Source organism: Shimia sp. W99 (assembly GCF_053851455.3).
Genome location: NZ_JBSQBU020000001.1, coordinates 1711933 through 1731404, shown reverse-complemented (window position 1 = coordinate 1731404; position 19472 = coordinate 1711933). Strand labels below are relative to the sequence as shown.

The window sequence follows — 19472 nt, the reverse complement described above, 5'->3', positions numbered from 1 at the left end:
TAAACCACCGCGCCCTGTCTTCATTTTGCCAAAATACTCAAACAAGGCGCGCACGCGCGCCGCCGCCCTGCGCCCGCCTTGCGGGCGCAGGGCCGGACCCAACCGATGCCGGACCAGCTTGCTGGCCCGGTTATCGGGCGGGAGCGCCTCCTTCATGGATGAAGTGCAATCGGTCGAAGGTTGCGCGCCAGTCCGCAGTGTCTCGGGCAAGGCTGTCTGGTGCGTTGGCGCGCAGGGCGGCGGCAATGCGTGCGGCCAACTCGGGCGCGTGTTCTGCGCCCATGCCCCAGCGCACGAGCTCGGGCGTTCCGATGCGCAGGCCGTTCATGTCACCCGTGACCGCATCTACCGGCAGGCCGATGCCGCAGGCAAGGAAACCGGCCTTGCGCAGGGTTTTTGACGCGGTCTGCCCACCCCCAAAGGGTGCGGCCAGCACTGCGAACTGATGCGAGCGGGTGGCACCGGCATGGGTTTCAAAAACCGGGATGCCCTCGGCTTGGAGCGCGGCGGCGAGGGCGATGCTCGTGTCGATCATCGCCTGCGCATAGGCGGATCCGAAATCGCGCCAGTCGAGCATGGTCATGGCAAGCGCGGCGGATTTGGCGGCGTCGAAATTGGCGGTCATGCCGGGAAAGGCGATGGCATCGAGCCGCCGGGCGATCTCGGCCTCATTGGTGACGATCAGGCCCGAAGGCGGACCGCCCAGTGATTTGTAGGTGCTCATTGTCATCATATGCGCGCCTTCGGTGAGCGGGTTTTTCCATGCCTTGCCCGCGATCATGCCGCATTGATGGGCCGCGTCGAACAGCACATGCGCACCAACCTCATCGGCAATGGCCCGGATTTCCGCGACAGGATGTTCCAGAAGGTTCAGCGAGCCGCCGATAGTAATAAGCGCAGGCTTGACCTTGCGGGCCAGCGCAGCCAGCCCGTCGAGATCGACGGTATAACCATCTGCATTGACCGGGGCGGCGTGGCTTTCCAGCCCGTAGAGCCCGGCGCAACCGGCAGCATGGTGGGTGACATGGCCGCCAACCTCGGCCGGCGGCGTGATAACGGCGTCCCCCGGTTTGCAGAGCGCCATGAAGCCGTAGAGATTGGCGATTGCGCCCGAGGGAACACGGATTTCGGCATATTGTGCCTCGAAGATTTCGGCGCAAAGCGCGGCGGCGATGACTTCGATTTCCTCCATCGCCTCAAGGCCCATTTCGTACTTGTCACCGGGATAGCCCAGCGACGGGCGCGAGCCGAGGCCGGAGGCGAGCAGGGCCTCGGCGGCGGGGTTCATGACATTGGTCGCCGGGTTGAGGTTGAAGCAGTCCCGTTCGTGGATCTGACGGTTCTGATCTGCCAGTGCAGTCAGACGATGGGCGATCGCCGTGCTGCTCGCCTGTGCGGTGTCTTGGGCAATGCGCTGAATCAGGGTTTCGCAGGTGGCAGGCACCCAGGGGCGGGAAGCAAGATGGGACATGATGGGCTCCGGTTTGATTTGTCTTGGATTGGACTGTGAAAGCGGGCTGGGCGCAAATCAGATTTCATGATAATTAGGCATAGAAAAACTATGGGTATTTAGATGGCGGTGCTTCCTCCCCGGCCGAAGGGGCCTCCGATGACGGCTTTGCGCGCCTTTGAGGCGGCGGCCCGGTTGGGCGGGTTTGCCCGCGCAGCGGATGAGTTGTGTGTCACGCCGGGTGCGGTAGCACAGCAGATCAAGACACTTGAGGACTGGTGCGGGGCTGCATTGTTCGAACGGCGGGCGCAGGGCGTTGTGCTAAGCCGGGTCGGGGCGCGGGTGTTGCCCGAGTTGAGTGCGGCCTTTGATGCCATGGGCGGGGCCGTGGGCGCCTTGCGGGAAGCGGCGGCGCCGGGGCGGCTGCATGTGGCGGCCTTGCCCGCGATTGCCCAGCTTTGGCTGTCCCCGCGCCTGCCTGCGATCCGGGCGGCGTTGCCCGACGTGGAGATATCGGTGACAGCGATGGAACAGCCGCCGAACATGGCGCGCGAGCCGTTCGATTTGACGGTGTTTTTCGGCGCCGGGGATGGCACGCGGATCGAGAAGGACGAGATCTTTCCGGTTTGCGCGCCGCAGGTGGCCGCGCAGTTGCGCGATGTGGGGGATCTGGCTGGGGTGGCGTGCCTGTCGGATGCGGTTTGGGACCGGGACTGGGAAACGTGGTTGGCTGCGGCGGGCGCATGTGTTGGCGTGAAGGGGCCGGTTTTTTCACTTTATGCGCTGGCCGTGGAAGAGGCGGTGCATGGCGCCGGGGTGCTGATGGGGCATGGCGCGCTGGTGGCGCGGCATCTGGAGAGCGGCGCCCTGGTGGCACCGTTCGAGACGCGGGCCGAATTGCCGCGCTGGTTGGAATTGGGAAAGAAGGGCGGCAAAGCTTCGCCGCCCTTGCAGGCGCTGGCGCGGTTACTGACCGGAGAAAGCGGCCTCTAGCGCGATTTCAACCATGTCTCCAAAGGTTTTCTCGCGATCTTCGGCGGGCAGGGCTTCGTGCGTGATCAGGTGGTCCGAGACGGTCAGAACCGCCAAGGCGCGCCGACCGTGGCGGGCGGCGAGGTTATAGAGCTCGGCCGCTTCCATCTCGACGCCCAGAATGCCGTGGCGGATCATCTGTTCATTGAGGTCAGGGCGTTCGTCGTAGAACACATCCGAAGAATAAATGCCGCCCACATGGGTCGGTGTGCCGCGCGCCATGGCTGCATCGGCGGCGGCGCGCAGGAGGCCGTAATCGGCGCAGGGCGCAAAATTGATTTCCTTGAAGATGCCGCGCGACGGGGTTGAAACCGACGTGGCGGTCATGGCGATGATCACGTCACGCACGTTCACCGATTTTTGCATGCCCCCACAGGACCCGATGCGGATCAGCGTTTGGGCATTGTAGGACGTGATCAACTCGTTGGCATAGATCGACAGCGACGGCATACCCATGCCCGATCCGTGAATGGTGACGCGATGGCCATTCCACTTTCCCGTAAAGCCGAGCATCCCGCGCACCTGGTTGACGCATTCTACGTCTTTCAGAAACGTTTCAGCCGCCCATTTCGCCCGGTAGGGATCCCCCGGCAAAAGGACAGTTTCAGCAATCTGGCCCGGTTCGGCGCCAATATGGATGGTCATGGGGATGCCTCGCGCAAAAGTTTTCAGAGCCACAAGATGAAGGCAAGCCGGGCCCTTGCGCAAGGGGGAAGGGGCGTCAGCGCAGGATGGAGAATCCGGTCAGGCTGTCGTCCGGCGTGGCCTTGGAGGATTGCACATCGCGCACCGAGGCAGCGGCAGGGCCGGACCAGAGATCGTTGAGCAGGGTTTCGACGTCGGTCTTGGGGCCTTGCACGAAAGCGCTGACCGAGCCGGTCGGGTCATTCTGCACCCAGCCCACCAAACCCAGCGACCGGGCGCGGGATCGGGTCCAGTTGCGAAATGCGACGCCCTGGACCCGTCCGGTTATCTTTACGGAAAACGCTATGAAGGACATGGGGCACCTCTTGGTCTGATTGTGCCCCATGCCCCGAGTCGGAGCAAGCTGGGGATCAGAGTTCCATCTGGTCCGGTGTGATCCCGGCAGCTAGCGCCTCGTCAAACCACTTTGGTTTGCGGCCCTTTCCGGTCCAGGTGGTCTTGGGGTCTTGGGGATGAACGTATTTCGGGACACCTTTGGCCAGTGCGCCCTTGCGCTTGCCTGCGATGGAGGCAATTTCATCAAGTGTGTAGCCGTGTTTTTCGGCGGCTTCCCTAATGGCCTTGAGCGCGTTTTCCTTGCGTTCGGCTTCGAGTTTGAGCAGTTGCGCGTCAATCCGTTCTTTGAGCGCGATCAATTCGTCGGCTGACATTCCATCCAGTTTCATGGCTTCCCTCTCGCTTGTTCATTTCTTTCTTTTTTTCAATATCACCAAGTCGATATACAGGGGTCAATTTGTGTCAGTCCGAAAAAAGCCCTATTCGGTATCCGAATAGGGCCAATTAGAATTAGTTTGATGCGCTTTGGCGTCTTTATTCGGCAGCGACTGCCTTGGGATCTGCCAACGTCACGATATCCATCATGATCGTATTCAATTCGAAATCTTTCGGCGTATAGACCCGTGCCACACCCATGGCGCGCAGACGGTCGGCGTCTTCGTCTGGAATAATGCCGCCGACGATGACCGGCGTATCGCCCAGCCCTTCGTCGCGCATACGTTGCATCAGGTCTTCAACCAGCGGGATATGGCTGCCGGACAGGATCGAAAGCCCGACGACATGTGCCTTATCCTCGAGCGCCTTGGCGACGATTTCCTCGGGTGTGAGGCGGATGCCGTCATATGTAATGTCCATGCCGCAATCGCGGGCGCGGAAGGCGATCTGCTCGGCGCCGTTGGAGTGGCCGTCAAGGCCGGGCTTGCCGATCACGAACTTGAGGCGGCGGCCAAGCTTGTCGGAGACGGCATCGACGGCTGTGCGGATGTCGTCGAGCCCCTCGGTCTTGTTCGAGGGCGAGCCGGAAACGCCGGTGGGGCCACGGTATTCGCCGTGGATGACGCGCATCTGCGCGGCCCATTCCCCGGTGGTGACACCGGCCTTGGCGGCGGCGATCGACGCGGGCATGACGTTTTGCCCGGCTTGCGCGGCGGCGCGCAGATCGGCCAGTGCCTTTTCCACGGCGGCGCTGTCGCGCTCGGCGCGCCATGTATTCAGGCGGTCGATCTGTTCCTGTTCCACGGCGGGGTCGACAACCATGATGCCACCATCGCCGGTCATCAGCGGCGAAACCTCGCCCTTCTGGAACTTGTTCACGCCGACGACCACGGTTTCCCCGGCTTCGATCCGGTTCAGGCGGTCCGCGTTGGAATCGACAAGGCGGGACTTCATGTAGTCGATGGCGTCAATGGCGCCGCCCATGCTTTCGAGATTCGCCAGTTCGTGGCGTGCGCCCTCTTTCAGTTCGGCGACCTTTTTGTCGACGGCGGGGTTGCCATCAAACAGATCGTCATATTCCAGGAGGTCGGTTTCAAAGGCCATGATCTGTTGCATGCGCATCGACCATTGCTGGTCCCAGGGGCGGGGCAGGCCAAGGGCCTCGTTCCATGCGGGAAGCTGAACCGCGCGGGCGCGGGCCTTTTTCGACAGGGTCACGGCCAGCATCTCGATCAGGATGCGGTAGACGTTGTTTTCGGGCTGCTGTTCGGTCAAGCCGAGCGAGTTGACCTGAACACCATAGCGGAAGCGGCGGAATTTCGGGTTGTCGACGCCATAGCGGGTTTCGAGGATCTCGTCCCAGAGATCGACGAAGGCGCGCATCTTGCACATTTCGGTGACGAAACGGATACCGGCGTTGACGAAGAACGAGATACGGCCCGCAAGCGCCGGGAAGTCTTCTGCGGGAACGCGCGGTTTCAGCGCATCCAGCACGGCGATGGCTGTGGCGAGGGCAAAGGCCAGTTCCTGTTCGGGCGTCGCGCCGGCCTCTTGCAGGTGATAGGAACACACGTTCATCGGGTTCCATTTCGGCACGTTGGTATAGCAATACTCGGCCACGTCCGCGATCATCTTGAGCGATGGGGCGGGCGGGCAGATATAAGTGCCGCGCGACAGGTATTCCTTGATCAGGTCGTTCTGAACGGTGCCCTGAAGCTTGGAAACGTCCGCGCCCTGTTCCTCGGCCACGGCGATGTAGAGCGCCAGCAGCCACGGGGCGGTGGCGTTGATCGTCATCGAGGTGTTCATCTGTTCGAGCGGAATCTCTTCAAACAGGGTGCGCATGTCGCCGAGGTGGCAGACGGGCACGCCCACCTTGCCCACTTCGCCGCGCGACAGGACGTGATCGCTGTCATAGCCGGTCTGGGTGGGCAGGTCGAAGGCCACCGAAAGACCGGTCTGACCCTTTTCAAGGTTGGAGCGATAAAGCGCGTTGGACGCCTTGGCGGTGGAATGGCCGGCATAGGTTCGGATGAGCCAGGGGCGGTCTTTCTGCGTCTGCGACATGGAGCGTCCTTATGAATCGGTTGGGCAATATTGTTGCGTCAGAGCGTAGATATGCGAAATATCATGCGCAAGTCAATTCGCTGCATTGCGGCAATTATGCTGCAACCATACATACCATCTTCGTCGCGCTACTGAAGCCAAAGATATGTCGCAAAGGGCCGATATGCTCGGTTTCGCCTGCGACAAAACCTTCGCGTTCGTAAAGGGCACGGGCGCGCGGGTTGGAATCGATGACGTCCAGCCGGACGAAGGAGAGGCCTCGGTCGCGGGCTTCGGCCTTGATGGCGGTGAGTAGCGCGGTCCCGGCCCCGCGTCCCCGCGCCTCGGGGGCGACAAAGATCCCGTCCATAAGAAGGGTATCGGTGACGGTGTCGCGTTCCAGCAGGGAGAGCACGCCCGCGCGCCAAAGCGCACCGAACCAGCCATAGACCTGGGCCATGTCCCGCAAGGACCCGCCGACCAGCGCGCCGGAGGCCGTCTTGAAACCGGCAACTCCCAGCAGGGTGCCCGTGTCGTCGCGGGCTGTCAGGGCGAATTCCGGGTCGAGGACAGAGGTGAAGAACGCGAGCGCGCGCGCGCGCGGGCGCATTACGGGGCCAAGCTTGCCCGAAAAGGCATCCCAATAGAGTTGGGCCACGGTGTCCCGTTCTGTTTCGCAAAAGCCACGGGTGATCGTTAACGCGTGCATGGGGGCTGCCTGATTTTCATGCGTTTTGATATTTACCTTGCCGCGTTGCATTGCAAGAGTTGCCCATGGGCTCGACCGTAGAACTTCCCCTTTGGCTTTTTGTCCTGATCCTGCTGTTTGCAGCGGTCACGGCGGCAAGTCATCTGCTTTTCCCCTCGGTGCGCTGGTTTTTCCGGCGCCGGATGGAGAAGGCCGTTGCGCAGCTCAATACGCGGCTTGAACGTCCGATCGAGCCGTTCAAGCTGGCGCGGCGTTACGACATGATCCAGCGGCTGATTTATCAGCCCGACGTGGCACAGGCGGTGGCCGATCATGCCGCCGAGCAGGGCATCCCCGAAAACGTCGCCTTTGAAGAGGCCAAGCGCTATGCGCGGGAGATCGTGCCGTCCTTTTCGGCCTCGGCCTATTTCGGGGTGGCGATCAGGCTCGCCAGGTTCCTGAGTACGGCGCTTTACCGGGTGCGGTTGGGGCATTTCGACGAGTCGGGGCTTAAACATATCCCGACGGACGCGACGGTGGTTTTCGTTATGAACCATCGCAGCAACATGGATTACGTGCTCGTGACATATCTTGCCGCCGAACGCTCGGCGCTGGCCTATGCGGTGGGGGAATGGGCGCGGGTCTGGCCGCTCAGCCGATTGATCAAGGCGATGGGCGCCTATTTCATCCGGCGCAAATCACGCAATACGCTCTATCGCAAGGTGCTGGCGGCCTATGTGCGGCTGGCCACGCAGGGCGGGGTGACGCAGGCGATGTTCCCCGAGGGGCGGCTGAGTCTGGACGGGGCGCCGCAAGAGCCGAAGATGGGATTGTTGAAATACATCACCGACGGGTTTGATCCGGAGGCGCGCGACGTGGTGTTCGTGCCGGTGGCGCTGAACTATGATCGGGTGCTGGAAGATCGCATCCTGCTTGAGGCGCTGGCGCGCAACGGGCGTGGGTTCCATGCGCGTATCAGCGTGATCTCGGGTTTCTTCCTAAAGCAGATCTGGTTGAGGATGAGGGGCAAGTATCACAAGTTCGGCTATGCGGCGGTGAGCTTTGGGCATCCCTTGTCGCTCAAAACCTTTGCCGCGCATCATGGCGGGGACATCGCCGAACCATTGGCCGAGGAATTGATGCACCGGATCAATTCGGTTGTGCCGGTTTTGCCCGTACCTCTGGTCGCGGCGATCATCGAGGATGGTGAGAACCCGCTGTCGCGCGCAGCGATCGAAGCCGCTTTCGCGACGTGGGTGATTAAGCTCAACAAGGCGCATGTGCACCTGCCGCGCGATGACATGAGCTATGCGGTCGAAGTGGGGCTGCGCACGCTCGAACAGCGCCGGATGATTCTCAGATCCGAGGGCTGTTACGGGGTGAACCCGGATCAGACGCAGGCGTTGGCCTTCTATGCGAACTCGATCCGGCATCTTTTGATGTGATTTTGCAGGTGCAGCAGAAATTTCTGCAACCGCTGGGTCATAAAATTACAAAATCACCCCAAATGTGGTTGCAATATTTCAAGGCCGTGGATATTCCATGTTTCAGACGCCGCGATTCTGCGTTGCGGCGAAACAGGACATTAACAGGAGGCAATCATGGCTCTGGATACCGATAGCGCCATTGCAGCGTACGACGCGCCAAAGAAAGATCTTTATGAAATCGGGGAAATGCCCCCGCTGGGTCATGTGCCGAAGCAGATGTACGCCTGGGCGATCCGCCGCGAGCGCCACGGTGAGCCGGAACAGTCGTTCCAGATGGAAGTTGTGGACACCTGGGAAGTGGACAGCCACGAGGTATTGGTGCTCGTGATGGCCGCAGGCGTGAACTACAATGGTGTCTGGGCTGGTCTCGGCAAGCCGATCTCGCCGTTTGACGTGCATGGTCAGGATTATCACATCGCCGGGTCCGATGCCTCGGGGATCGTTTGGAAAGTTGGCGACAAGGTGAAGAACTGGAAAGTGGGCGACGAGGTTGTCATTCACTGTAACCAGGATGACGGTGACGACGAGGAATGCAACGGCGGCGACCCGATGTTCTCTCCGACGCAGCGGATCTGGGGCTATGAAACCGGCGACGGGTCCTTTGCGCAGTTCACCAAGGTGCAGGCGCAGCAGCTGATGCCGCGTCCCAAGCACCTGACTTGGGAAGAGTCTGCCTGTTACACGCTGACCCTGGCGACCGCGTACCGGATGCTGTTCGGCCACCACCCGCACGAACTGCGGCCCGGTCAGAACGTCCTGGTCTGGGGTGCTTCGGGCGGTCTGGGGTCCTATGCGATCCAGCTGGCCAACACGGCGGGTGCCAACGCGATTGGTGTGATCTCGGACGAGAGCAAGCGCCAGTTCGTGATGGATCAGGGCGCCAAGGGCGTGATCAACCGCAAGGACTTCAACTGCTGGGGCCAACTGCCCACGGTGAACAGCCCCGAGTATAACGAGTGGCTGAAAGAAGCCCGCAAGTTCGGCAAGGCGATCTGGGACATCACTGGCAAGGGCGTGAGCGTCGACATGGTATTCGAACATCCGGGCGAGGCGACCTTCCCGGTGTCGACCCTGGTGGTGAAAAAGGGCGGGATCGTCGTGATCTGTGCCGGTACCAGCGGCTTCAACACAACCTTTGACGTGCGTTACATGTGGATGCACCAGAAGCGCCTGCAGGGCTCGCACTTCGCGAACCTGAAACAGGCTGCTTCGGCCAACCGCCTGATGATCGAGCGCCGTCTTGATCCCTGCATGTCGGAAGTCTTTGCCTGGGACGAGATCCCGGCAGCCCATACCAAGATGCTCCGCAACGAGCACAAGCCGGGCAACATGGCCGTTCTGGTTCAGGCGCCGAAAACCGGCCTGCGCACCGTTGAGGACGTGCTGGAAGCCGGCAAGAAGTAACGAACGCCGAAAGGCGCGGGTTCACACCCTTTCGAATCACCCCCGAATCGCGTTGCGGTCCGGGGGTGTTTTTTGTTCTGAGACCGGCTGTATTTGAGTTCAGAGCCTTGGCCAACCCATCCCTCACCATTTCTGGGGAGAGAAAATCAGTGAATATCTTAACGTGGAGCACTCGTGCTATGCTTGTATTAACCTTTCATTAACCACTGATAACGAGAGTCAAATATGAAATACGACTGGATACTCGACGTTCTCGCGGACTTACGGACCTTTGCTCAGGCGAACGGTTTGGACGGATTGGCAGACCAGCTGGATGATACAAGGCTGGTGGCCGCGACCGAGATCGTGTCGATGGCTGAAAGGGCAGGGACAGCGCGGCATGGGGATGATGCAACGACGGGAACACATATTGGAGGAGCTGGAACACGCGCAAGAGCTTGATGCGCTGCAAATCGCGATCGAAGAGCTGAGGGACAATTTTGGTGTCGACCACATGGTCTATCACTGGGTCAGCGCCAATGGGGATCAATACGGCTGCGGGACTTATTCTGACGCCTGGCGCGACCGCTATATCGAGCAGGATTACATCCGAACAGATCCAGTGATTGTTGGGTGTTTTCAACGGTTTCATCCGGTCGACTGGAAGCGGTTGGACTGGTCTGGCAAGGCGGCCCGCGCGTTTCAGCGCGAAGCCATCACTCACGGGGTCGGCAATCAGGGGTTTTCAATCCCGATCCGCGGACCGAACGGTCAATTCGCCTTGTTCACGGTCAGCCACCATTGCGACGACGATACATGGGCCACGTTCACGGATGCCAACCGGCGCGATCTGATCCTGATCGCGCATGAGTTCAACCAGAAAGCTTTGGAATTCGAGCCGGGGCGCGCGCCGGAGCAGGCCCGCGCCCTGTCGCCGCGCGAAGTGGACGCGATGACGCTCATTGCGATTGGTTATTCCCGGGCACAGGTGGCTGAAACACTGTCGATCTCAGAGCATACGCTGCGGGTGTATATCGAAAGCGCGCGCTTCAAGCTGGGGGCGCTCAATACAACCCACGCGGTCGCCAAGGCGCTCAGTCGAGGCCTGATCGTCATATGAAAAGGTTAACGCACCGAGCCAAGCGTTAGGATGGCCTTAAGGGATGTTCGCTATTTGTTTCTCTGCTCGAAAGGGAAGGGATGCCAGAATGCTCCGTTATATCTATGCCAATGATCTTCACAAGTTTCCGAAGCTGGGACAGGAAATGTTCCGGGACCGGGCGGATCAGTTCAAGACGCGATTGAACTGGGAGGTTTCGGTCGATGACACAGGTGAAGAGCGCGACGAATATGACGCGCTGAACCCTCTTTACGTAATCTGGGAAAAGGCCGATGGCGGTCATGGCGGGTCGATGCGGCTTCTGCCGACGACCGGCTCGTGCATGGTGAATGACCATTTCCTGCACCTGACGGATGGCGTAAGGATCGAAAGCCCGCTGATCTGGGAATGCACCCGGTTCTGCCTGGCCCGGGATGCGGAACCGCGCACCGCAGCGGCCTTGATGCTGGGCGGTGGCGAGGTGATGACCGGCTTTGGCGTCGAACATTATGTGGGCGTATTTGATGCGCGCATGGTGCGTATCTACCGGCTGATCGGCTCGTCGCCCGAAGTGCTTGGGTCGGAGGGGCAGGGACGCGAGCAAATCAGCGTCGGCCTGTGGAGCTTTACCGAAGAAGCGCGTGAAAAGGTCGCCCGGCGGGCGGGCATTGACCCGGCGCAATCGCGCGCTTGGTTCGAGGCAGCATTCGGTAGCGATCAGGTTGAGCAATTCGCACAAAGCGCCTGATCAGCGCTGGAAGCGGGCGTGGCGCGGCTGTAGGGTCGCGCCATGACTTTGAACGCGCTCACCCTCAGCCATGATCAGGCCGACGCCTATGACTCCATCTCGGAGATGCTGCGCAATGTTGGCGTGGACATCGAGGAGGGGATACTGACGCCACCGCAGGAAGGTCGGGAAGCGGTCGCGGCGGTGATGGGCAAGGCTGGATCGGGCAAAACGCTGTTACTTGCCGAGTTGGTCAAGGCACTGGACGAGGCCGGGGTCGACATCGTGTCGGGGGATTACGAGGGGCGCCGACGCAAGGACCGGCGCACGCTGGCGATTCTGGCCCCGACCAACAAGGCGGCCAGCGTCTTGCGGATGCGGGGCGTGCCAGCGACGACGATTCACCGGATCATCTATACCCCCGTCTATGACCCGGAATACGAAAAGATCGCGGATTGGCTGGCCGGGAATGGTGAGCAGCCCGAGATCGAGGGGCTGACCGAAGAGGCACTTGAGCGCGCTGCAGCGTTCTACAAGCAGCACAAATCCATCCCCGGCGCCCTGGCAGCGGCGGGGTTGCGCGGATCGGATTTCATCACCGGCTGGAAACGCCGGGACGAACCTTTGGACATCGGGTTTGTCGATGAAGGCTCCATGCTGGACGACCGGCAATTCGATGATCTGAAAGAGATTTTTTCGACGCTGGTTCTGTTCGGCGACCCGGCGCAGCTGGCGCCGGTGAACCAGTCGGGCGCCATGGTGTTCGACAAGCTGCCGGAAAAATCCAAGCACATGCTGCACCGGATTCACCGGCAGGACGCGGACAACCCGATCCTTGATCTGGCCCATGCGCTGAGCGATCCGCAGCTTGAGTTCCACGATTTCGAACGCATGGTGGAAGAAACGGCACGCAAAGATGACCGGGTGGTCTGGGCACAGCGGGTCGAGGTGGACCTGATGGCGCGCTCGCCAGTTCTGGTTTGGCGAAACGCAACGCGGATTCGTCTGATCAATGCGTTTCGGCAGGTGCATGGCGCGCCCGAAGACGCGTTGCTGGAAGGAGAGCCGCTGATTTGCGACGGGATCGAGCTGCCGCTCAAGCATCGCAAGAAGCGGCTGGACCTTGAGGCGCGTGGGCTGATCAAGGGGGCACAGGTCATTTATTTGGGGCCGGGGCGCAAGCCGGGGTTCTCGCGGTTACATGTGATGGGGGCTGAAGACCCGCGCGTGTCGGCGGCTTCGATCGTCAAGATCGAACTGCCAGACGAGGAGGAACCTTTCATCCCCTATGCCGCGCGCATGGGGGCGACGTTTCTGCACGGTGCGGCGGTGACGATCCACAAGGCGCAAGGATCGCAATGGGACAACGTGCAGGTGTTTGCACCCGACCTGTTCGTGGCGGCGCGCATGGGCCGGGTCGAGGCGGGGCAGCCGCTGTGGAAACGGCTGGCCTATGTGGCGATCACGCGGGCGTCCGAGCGGCTTTATTGGGTGGTGCGCAATCGGTTGGCCAAGCCGACCGGACCGCTTCGGGTGGATGATCTGACGGTGGCGCCTGTGCCCCTGATTTTGCAGGAGGAAGAGCAATGAAGTCCATTCTGATCACCGGCGCGAGCCAGGGGATTGGCCGGGCAACGGCCGAGGTGTTTCTTGGCGCGGGTTGGCGTGTGGGGCTTGTGGCGCGTAGCGCGAAAAAGCTGGAAGACATGGCGGCACGCCACGCGGGCGCTGTGGCGCTGCCGGCAGATGTGACTGATCCGCAGGCGATGGAGGCGGCGTTTGAGGTTTTCGTGCAGGAGGCCGGGCGGCTGGACGTATTGTTCAACAATGCCGGGATGTTCGGCAAGCCGGGGGCGATTGACGCGTTGGACGTTGAGGATTTCGACGAGGTAGTCAGCGTCAACCTGCGGGGCATGTTCATCGCGGCGCGGCTGGCGTTCAGGCAGATGCGAATGCAGGACCCGGCGGGCGGGCGGATCATCAACAACGGGTCGATTTCCGCACATGTCCCGCGCGAGGGGTCGGTCAGCTACACGACGACGAAACACGCGATTACCGGGCTGACCCGGAGCCTGTCACTGGACGGACGCCCGCTTGGGATTGCCTGTGGACAGATCGACATCGGCAACGCCGAAACGGACATGGTGGCGGAGCTGAACGCGCGGCTGAAGGCGGAAGGCAAGCCACCGAACCCAACGATGGATGTCGCGGATGCGGCGCGGTCGGTGCTGCACATGGCCGAGCTGCCGCTCAATGCGAATGTGCAGTTCATGACGGTGATGGCCACGCAGATGGCCTATATCGGGCGCGGCTAGGTCTGGCGAAAAAGGGGCCTGTTACCCCTGGCGGAGCAGGCGGAAGGCAGCCGAGGCGCCCCAGCCTGCGGCGATGGCAATGGCAAGTGACATCAGTCCGTAGATCAGCGGTTTCTGGCGGGACAGGTCATAAAGCCAGCGCTCGAGCCCGACCTTGTCCACGTCGATCGTGGTTTCCAGCTGGGACACCACCTCGCCGCCACGGGTCAGGAAGATGCGGGTGGGGTATTCGCCTTCGGTGAGGTTGGCGGGCATCTTGATCGAAGTTCGGAACAGGGTCTGTTCGTCGACTTGCACCGCTTGTTCCAGTCGCTGGTATAACCCCTGGTCCTTGCGAATGCGGATCAGAGCCCGCGTAAAGTTCTGTGAATCTTCGATGGAAGACGGTGCTCCGACCGAGCGAATAGCGCGTTCGATCGAGACACTGTGGCGTTGATCCTCGACATTGGAGAGGGTGTCATGGAAGGAGGCCGAGGTGGCCACGGCGTAGAAGGTTGGGGCTGCATCAACCTCGACCGTGTCCGTGTTTACCCAGATGCCAAAGCGGCGTTCTTTGCGGCGCACGGTGATCGGTTCGGACGGGCCCGACACGGTGATGACAACTTCGAGGGGGGGCGCGGGCTTGATCGGCTCTTCGCGTTTGACCGCGCCGAAGATCAGGATTTCCGAGCCGTCAAATGTGGCGGTGATGGCAACCTTGTCCTGGCTGAGGCCAAGCACTACCTCTTCCGCGGAAAGCGGCAGGGCGGTGAGCAGCAGAATCACGAGGGCGCGCAGCATGGATCAGTGCCCCCCCGGCGCGCCGAGCGAGTAGAGCTCGGATGGTTGAAGGAGCAGATCGAGCGCAAGCTTGGCGCAGACCAGGATCACCATGAGGGCCAGCAGGATGCGCAGTTGTTCGGCCTTGAGGTAGGTGCCGATCCGGGTGCCGATCTGGGCACCAATCACGCCGCCGACCAGAAGGAGCACGGCCAGCGCGATATCGACGGTATAGTTGGTGGTGGCGTGCAAAAGCGTGGTGAAGCCGGTCACGAAGATGATCTGGAAGAGCGAGGTGCCGACCACCACCTTGGTGGGCATGCCCAGAAGATAGATCATCGCAGGCACCATGATAAATCCACCGCCCACGCCCATGATCGCGGCAAGGATGCCCACGGCGACACCTACAAGGACTGGCGGGATCACGGAGATATAAAGGCCCGAAACGCGGAAGCGCATCTTGAAGGGCAGGCCGTGAATCCAATTGTGTTTCTTGCGTTTGACCGGGCCGGCATTCTTACGCGACTTGCGGATCGCGTTGAGGCTTTCGACGAACATCAGGCTGCCGATCACGCCGAGAAAGACGACGTAACAGAGGCGCACGAGAAGATCGACCTGGCCGAGGGATTTCAGGTAGTTGAAGACCACGACGCCAAGCGCGGCCCCTATGAGGCCGCCGACAAGCAGCACGCAGCCCATCTTGAGATCGACGGTTTTTCGTTTGAAATGGGCCAGAACGCCGGAAAAGGACGAAGCGACAATCTGGTTGGCTTCGGTGGCCACAGCGACGGCCGGCGGGATGCCAATAAAGAACAGAAGCGGCGTCATCAGGAAGCCGCCACCCACGCCGAACATGCCCGACAATATCCCGACCATGCCCCCAAGCCCCAGCAAGAGGAAGGCGTTGACGGAGACTTCGGCAATCGGGAGGTATATCTGCATGTTTTTTGATACTGTTAGCACACGCAGAAAATCAACCTGCCAGCGCTCAAATTTGCTGGCAGGTCTGAAATCTTTTCGTGATCTGGACTTATCGGTCTAGCGTTCCTTGACATAAGGTTCGCCACCGGCGCGCGGCGGGATGGCACGTCCGACGAAACCGGCGAGAATCACCACGGTCAGAATATAGGGCAGGATGTCCATGAACTGGACCGGGATGACGAAGTTTCCAAGCTCGATATTCTGGTAGCGCAGGGCGATGGCCTGCAGGAAGCCGAAGAGCAAGGTGGCCGAGAGCGCATACCATGGGCGCCACTTGGCAAAGATCAGCGCTGCCAGAGCGATAAAGCCGCGCCCGGCGGTCATATCCTTGACGAAACCGGCCTGAAGCGCGGTGGCGAGATAGGCCCCGGCAATGCCGCAGAGAACACCACAGATCATCACGGCTGCATAGCGCAGGCCGACAACCGAGACCCCGGCGGTGTCCACAGCGGCGGGGTTTTCGCCCACGGCGCGCAGACGCAGGCCAAAGCGGGTGCGGAACAGAACCCACCATGTCAGCGGAACGCAGGCAAAGGCGATGTAGACCAGAAGCGAATGTCCAGACAGCAGTTCCGAATAGATGGGACCGAGGATCGGAACATTCTCAAGAGCGTCCGCAAAGGGGAAGGTGATCGGGCCGAAACGCGCCTCGTCCGGGAGCGAGGGCGTGCGCCCGCCCTGTTTGAACCAATCCTGCGCAACAAGAACGGTCATGCCCGCGGCCAGAAAGTTGATCGCCACGCCGGAAATGAGTTGATTGCCCCGGAAGGTGATCGAAGCCAACCCGTGCACCACCGAAAGCACCAGCGAACTGACGATGCCCGCGAGCAGGCCAAGCCAGACGGAGCCCGTGGAATAGGCAATGGCCGCAGAGAAGAACGCGGCAAAGAGCATCTTGCCTTCAAGCCCGATATCGAAGATGCCCGCGCGCTCGGAATAGAGTCCGGCAAGACAGGCCAGCAGGAGCGGGGTTGCAAGGCGAATGGTGCTGTCCAGAATCTGGATGATTGTCAGGAAATCCATCACGCGTTCCTCCGGCGCAGGGCAAGGAAGAGTTTTTCAAGCGGCATGCGCACCATGTTGTCGAGCGCTCCGGTAAAGAGGATCACAAGCGCCTGAATGACGACGATCAATTCGCGCGGAATGTTGGTCCAGAGGGCAAGCTCGGCGCCGCCCTGGTAGAGGAAACCAAAAAGGATGGCGGCGAGGAAAACGCCGAACGGGTGCGAGCGGCCCATGAGCGCCACGGCGATGCCGATAAAGCCCGCGCCTTCGGTCGAGTTCAGGATCAGGCGTTCGCTTTCGCCCATGGTGGTGTTGACCGACATGAGGCCCGCCAGTGCCCCGGAGATCAGCATGGCGATCACGGTGATGCGCACGGGGCTGATCCCGGCGTATTTAGCGGCAGATTCCGAATGTCCGAAAGCGCGGATTTCATAACCCAGCCTTGTGCGCCAGATCAGATACCAGACCAACACGCAGGCGGCGATGGCAATGAAGAAGGTCACGTTGGCCGGGGCGCCGCGGAACATGATGTTGTCAGCGGTCGAGAACATGTCGCGGAAGGTCGGCAGGTGGGTCGCCTCGGGGAATTTGGCGGTGGCTGGGTCCATCGCGCCAACGGGGCGGAGCATGTTGACTAGAAGATAGTTCAGCACCCCGGCGGCGATGAAGTTGAACATGATCGTGGTGATCACGATATGGCTGCCGCGCTTGGCTTGTAGAATGGCCGGGATATAGGCCCACGCCGCGCCGAAAAGAGCTGCGCCGACCGTCGCGCCGACAATGGCGAGCGACCAGTGTGGCCACGGGATGTAGAGGCAGGCGAGGGCCACGCCAAGGCCGCCCAGCATGGCCTGTCCTTCGCCGCCGATGTTGAACATGCGGGCGTGAAAGGCGACGGCCACGGCGAGGCCGGTGAACATGAAGTTTGTGGCGTAATAAAGCGTATAGCCCCACCCGGCAGAGCGCATCAGAGCGCCCTGGACCATGAGATTGAACGCATCGATCGGGTTCTCGCCGATCGCGAGGATCACCAACGCCGACAGGATCGCGGCGAGGATAAGCGAGATCAGCGGGATCAGGACCACATCGGCCCATTGGGGCATCTTATCCATTGGCTTCGCCCTCCCGTTCCTGTTCCTGTAGCGCGAATTGCTGGTCGACCACCTTGGCGATGTCGCCTTCGGGTTCCTGTGTGATCCCGGCCATCATCAGGCCAAGTTCTTTTTCGTCGGTCTGGTCCGGGCTGCGTTCACCCATGATATGCCCGTCAAACATCACCGCGATGCGGTCGGACAGCGACAGGATTTCGTCGAGTTCTACGGAGACCAGAAGGATCGCCTTGCCCTGATCGCGCAGGTTGACGATCTGTTGGTGAATGAACTCGATGGCGCCGATGTCCACGCCGCGTGTCGGTTGGCCGACAAGCAGGAGGTCGGGGTTGCGTTCGATTTCGCGGGCCAGAACGATCTTTTGCTGGTTGCCGCCGGAAAAGTTCTTGGCGGCCAGTTTCGGATCGGGGGGGCGGACGTCGAAACGTTCCATCTTGGCGGCGGCTTCAGTCTGGATCGCGGCATTGTTCATAAGAATACCGGATTGGTATTCCGGGTCGCGGTGATAGCCGAAGACGGTGTTTTCCCACGCGGTATAATCCATGATCAGACCTTCGCGCTGGCGGTCTTCGGGGACGTGACAGATGCCTGCGTCGCGCCGGGCCTGCCCATCGGCGCCCAGACCCGAAAGCGGGATCTCGGTGCCATTCATGCGGATCGTGCCGGTGCCTTCGGCAAAGCCGCCAAGCACTTCGAGCAGTTCGGATTGGCCATTGCCCGCGACCCCGGCAATGCCGACGATTTCGCCCGCGCGCACGGTGAGGTCGATGCCCTTGACCCGCTCGACGCCCTTGTCGTCGATGACGCGCAGGTTCTGCACTTCGAGCACCACCTCGCCCGGCGTGGCGGGTTTCTTGTCCACGCGCAGGAGCACCTTGCGGCCCACCATGAGTTCGGCGAGTTCCTGCGGGCTTGTGTCGGAGGTTTTGACCGTGGCAGTCATCTGGCCGCGACGCATGACCGACACGGTGTCGGTGATTTCCATGATCTCGCGCAGCTTGTGCGTGATCAGGATGATGGTTTTGCCCTCTTCGCGCAGCCGGTCGAGAATGCGGAATAGCTGGTCCGCCTCGGCCGGGGTCAGCACACCGGTGGGTTCGTCGAGGATAAGGATGTCGGCCTGACGATAGAGTGCCTTGAGGATCTCGACACGCTGCTGGTGGCCCACGGAGAGGTTTTCGATCAGCGCATCGGGATCGACGTTGAGTTCATATTCCTCGGCAAGATGTTTGAGCTCCTTGCGCGCCTTGGCAAGCGAGGGACGCAAAAGGCGGCCATCCTCGGCGCCAAGGATGATGTTTTCCAGAACTGTGAAGTTTTCGACCAGCTTGAAATGCTGAAACACCATGCCAATCCCGGCAGAGATCGCGGCCTGGCTGTCGGGGATCAGGGTTTTCCGGCCCTTGATGAAAATCTCGCCTGCGTCGGCCTTGTAAAAACCGTAGAGGATCGACATCAGCGTCGATTTCCCGGCGCCGTTTTCGCCGATAATGCCGTGGATTGTGCCCGGCTGAACGGAGATCGAGATGTCCTTGTTGGCCTGGACGGGGCCAAAGGCCTTGGAGATGCCTTTGAGTTCGATGGCGGGGGCTGTCATTCCGGCTCTCCCAATCCGACGAAACCGATGAGACGCGTGAGGCGCGACTGGTCGTCGAGGTCTATGAAATATTGGCCGTGCTGGACCATGCCGTTGGGCATGGCAAATTCCACGGTGGCGCGGTGATGTGCGCCGGTTGTGCTCAGATGCGTGACGCGGGCGGTCGCGCCGGGGGCCTGCGCCGAATACATCGCGACATAGTCGATCAGCGCTGCAACCGATGTCAGGGCTTCGGACGTGCGCGGGTCAAGATAGATGATGTCTTCGCAAAGAGTGTCGCGCAGGGCCGCAGCGCGGGTGTCCGGGTCGCTGTCGCCCCAGGCTTGAAAGAAGCGGTGGATCGCATCTGACATCGGGATGTCCTTGCAAGAAGGGCCG

Annotated in this window: 19 protein-coding genes; 7 read left to right on the top strand and 12 right to left on the bottom strand. The window is 61.1% G+C overall.

The features are described from left to right. Positions 1-130 precede the first annotated feature (130 nt). Entirely contained in the window at positions 131-1471 is a 1341-nt protein-coding gene (gene glyA / locus ACS3QZ_RS08560) for a serine hydroxymethyltransferase (protein WP_456037461.1), read from the bottom strand. Between the two features lie 138 nt (positions 1472-1609). On the opposite strand from glyA, the gene ACS3QZ_RS08555 reads away from it, so the two are divergent. Further along, entirely contained in the window at positions 1610-2443 is an 834-nt protein-coding gene (locus ACS3QZ_RS08555) for a LysR family transcriptional regulator (RefSeq protein WP_456037460.1), read from the top strand. Here ACS3QZ_RS08555 and deoD read toward each other — a convergent pair. The 5 genes from deoD to ACS3QZ_RS08530 form a co-directional block, all read right to left on the bottom strand. Continuing rightward, the gene (gene deoD, locus ACS3QZ_RS08550) at positions 2417-3127 is read right to left on the bottom strand and encodes a purine-nucleoside phosphorylase (protein WP_456037459.1); all 711 of its coding nucleotides are present in this window, start codon (positions 3125-3127) and stop codon (positions 2417-2419) included. The two genes, ACS3QZ_RS08555 and deoD, sit on opposite strands and share 27 nt — an antisense overlap. A 76-nt stretch (positions 3128-3203) precedes the next feature. Then, positions 3204-3482, bottom strand: a complete 279-nt coding sequence (locus ACS3QZ_RS08545; protein ID WP_456037458.1) for an acylphosphatase — start codon at positions 3480-3482, stop codon at positions 3204-3206. Between the two features lie 55 nt (positions 3483-3537). Further along, complete coding sequence (locus tag ACS3QZ_RS08540; protein WP_456037457.1) at positions 3538-3852, bottom strand: H-NS histone family protein; 315 nt, start codon at positions 3850-3852, stop codon at positions 3538-3540. Positions 3853-3997: 145 nt separating this feature from the next. After that, positions 3998-5965, bottom strand: a complete 1968-nt coding sequence (locus ACS3QZ_RS08535; protein WP_456037456.1) for a methylmalonyl-CoA mutase family protein — start codon at positions 5963-5965, stop codon at positions 3998-4000. A 94-nt stretch (positions 5966-6059) separates the two neighbouring features. Beyond that, positions 6060-6653, bottom strand: coding sequence for a GNAT family N-acetyltransferase (locus ACS3QZ_RS08530; protein WP_456037455.1), 594 nt, complete (start codon positions 6651-6653; stop codon positions 6060-6062). A 65-nt stretch (positions 6654-6718) separates the two neighbouring features. Here ACS3QZ_RS08530 and ACS3QZ_RS08525 point away from each other — a divergent pair, with 65 nt between their 5' ends. From ACS3QZ_RS08525 to ACS3QZ_RS08500, 6 genes are all read left to right on the top strand, one after another. Beyond that, the gene (locus ACS3QZ_RS08525; RefSeq protein ID WP_456037454.1) at positions 6719-8077 is read left to right on the top strand and encodes a 1-acyl-sn-glycerol-3-phosphate acyltransferase; all 1359 of its coding nucleotides are present in this window, start codon (positions 6719-6721) and stop codon (positions 8075-8077) included. Between the two features lie 156 nt (positions 8078-8233). Further along, positions 8234-9523 (top strand): crotonyl-CoA carboxylase/reductase, encoded by a 1290-nt coding sequence (ccrA, locus tag ACS3QZ_RS08520; RefSeq protein ID WP_093090163.1) that lies wholly within the window; start codon positions 8234-8236, stop codon positions 9521-9523. A 379-nt stretch (positions 9524-9902) separates the two neighbouring features. Further along, positions 9903-10622 (top strand): helix-turn-helix transcriptional regulator, encoded by a 720-nt coding sequence (locus tag ACS3QZ_RS08515; RefSeq protein WP_456037453.1) that lies wholly within the window; start codon positions 9903-9905, stop codon positions 10620-10622. A gap of 88 nt (positions 10623-10710) precedes the next feature. Next, on the top strand, positions 10711-11349 hold the full coding sequence (locus tag ACS3QZ_RS08510) for an acyl-homoserine-lactone synthase (protein ID WP_456037452.1): 639 nt from the start codon (positions 10711-10713) through the stop codon (positions 11347-11349). A gap of 42 nt (positions 11350-11391) precedes the next feature. Next, positions 11392-12918 carry an ATP-dependent DNA helicase gene (locus tag ACS3QZ_RS08505; protein WP_456037451.1) on the top strand — a complete coding sequence of 509 codons (1527 nt, stop codon included), beginning with the start codon at positions 11392-11394 and terminating at the stop codon, positions 12916-12918. Next, complete coding sequence (locus ACS3QZ_RS08500; protein WP_456037450.1) at positions 12915-13643, top strand: SDR family oxidoreductase; 729 nt, start codon at positions 12915-12917, stop codon at positions 13641-13643. Before ACS3QZ_RS08505 ends, ACS3QZ_RS08500 begins: the two co-directional genes overlap by 4 nt. A 21-nt stretch (positions 13644-13664) precedes the next feature. Here ACS3QZ_RS08500 and ACS3QZ_RS08495 read toward each other — a convergent pair whose 3' ends face one another. The 6 genes from ACS3QZ_RS08495 to ACS3QZ_RS08470 form a co-directional block, all read right to left on the bottom strand. Continuing rightward, entirely contained in the window at positions 13665-14423 is a 759-nt protein-coding gene (locus tag ACS3QZ_RS08495) for a TIGR02186 family protein (protein WP_456037449.1), read from the bottom strand. Between the two features lie 3 nt (positions 14424-14426). After that, positions 14427-15344 carry a sulfite exporter TauE/SafE family protein gene (locus ACS3QZ_RS08490; protein WP_456037448.1) on the bottom strand — a complete coding sequence of 306 codons (918 nt, stop codon included), beginning with the start codon at positions 15342-15344 and terminating at the stop codon, positions 14427-14429. A gap of 96 nt (positions 15345-15440) precedes the next feature. Beyond that, the gene (locus ACS3QZ_RS08485) at positions 15441-16406 is read right to left on the bottom strand and encodes an ABC transporter permease (RefSeq protein WP_456037447.1); all 966 of its coding nucleotides are present in this window, start codon (positions 16404-16406) and stop codon (positions 15441-15443) included. After that, entirely contained in the window at positions 16406-17500 is a 1095-nt protein-coding gene (locus ACS3QZ_RS08480) for an ABC transporter permease (protein ID WP_456037446.1), read from the bottom strand. Before ACS3QZ_RS08480 ends, ACS3QZ_RS08485 begins: the two co-directional genes overlap by 1 nt. Then, positions 17493-19094 carry an ABC transporter ATP-binding protein gene (locus ACS3QZ_RS08475; protein ID WP_456037445.1) on the bottom strand — a complete coding sequence of 534 codons (1602 nt, stop codon included), beginning with the start codon at positions 19092-19094 and terminating at the stop codon, positions 17493-17495. Before ACS3QZ_RS08475 ends, ACS3QZ_RS08480 begins: the two co-directional genes overlap by 8 nt. Then, positions 19091-19447, bottom strand: a complete 357-nt coding sequence (locus ACS3QZ_RS08470; protein WP_456037444.1) for a nuclear transport factor 2-like protein — start codon at positions 19445-19447, stop codon at positions 19091-19093. Before ACS3QZ_RS08470 ends, ACS3QZ_RS08475 begins: the two co-directional genes overlap by 4 nt. Between the last annotated feature and the right edge of the window lie 25 nt (positions 19448-19472).